1 protein-coding gene is annotated in these 883 nt (G+C 66.7%); it reads right to left on the bottom strand.

Annotated elements, in window-relative coordinates; all coding sequences use genetic code 11:
• On the bottom strand, window positions 1-719 hold a 719-nt coding region (locus RSO01_RS46925; protein ID WP_373868011.1), incomplete at its 3' end, for a hypothetical protein.
• Window positions 720-883: the final 164 nt, after the last annotated feature.

Here is an 883-nt window from a genome sequence, read left to right as displayed (position 1 = left end):
CCGCTCACGCCCGTCCAGGTCCATGTCAACGGTGCCCAGCCGGCGTCGCCCAGATAGCCTGAGATCGCGGCGCCGACCGCGGGCGCATCGGAGGCTTCGTCGAGCACGTAAACGGCCGCTTTGGTGCCCGCATACTTCTTCAGGCTTGCGACGAGAGCCGACGATGGCGTCGGCAAAGGCGGCGCCGCAGCAATTGGCGTGTCACTGTCGGATGCCAGCTCGTCCTTGGTCACCGGCGGCGGGGGTTCCGCCGCAATGATGAGCCTGGCCGGGTCCGGCGCGCGTGCCCTTACCTTCCTTAGCACCTCGGCAACAACGCGTTTGCGCGCTTCCTCCGCGCCGACCTTTGCCGTCCGCGCCTTCTCGTCGGCGGTTGCGCTTTCACGCGCCGCTTGCGCAGCCCGTGCGCTGGCTTCGGCGGCCGCCTGCTCGAACTCGAACGCCCGCTCGCGCGCCCGCGAGACTTCCTGCTCGAGCTTGGCAATGTGCTGGCCCACCTCGACTTTGTAGAGATGGATAGCGGCGGACTCGTGCGCACGCACCGCGTCGCTGAAGCGGAACGACAGCCCCGTCGTGATGCCGAGCGCCGTGCCGGCCATGAGGGTGGCGATGAGGCTCGCGACCGTGGCCCTGTCCATGAACGTCGCCCACCCGCGAAGCTGCTCGATATCCATGGTCACCCGTTTGTTGGAGCGCCGTCCTGTGACGGCGATCGTCATCGTGCGCGCCCTATACGCGTTGTGTTCGTCTGCATGTCGACCTTCAGGGTATTGCCTCGTCGCCGTGCAAGCGGCAACCGTTGTCGGGTAGGCAATACCCTTCGCGGCCCGTATCAGCCTGTTAGGGCCTCCGCCGGCCCATTGGAGTTACCCCAATAGAGTTC

Origin of the sequence: Reyranella soli (assembly GCF_007992495.1) — a bacterium.
Classification (GTDB): Bacteria; Pseudomonadota; Alphaproteobacteria; order Reyranellales; family Reyranellaceae; genus Reyranella; species Reyranella soli.
The sequence above is the reverse complement of the archived record's forward strand: the minus strand, read 5'-3'. Positions and strand labels throughout refer to the sequence as shown.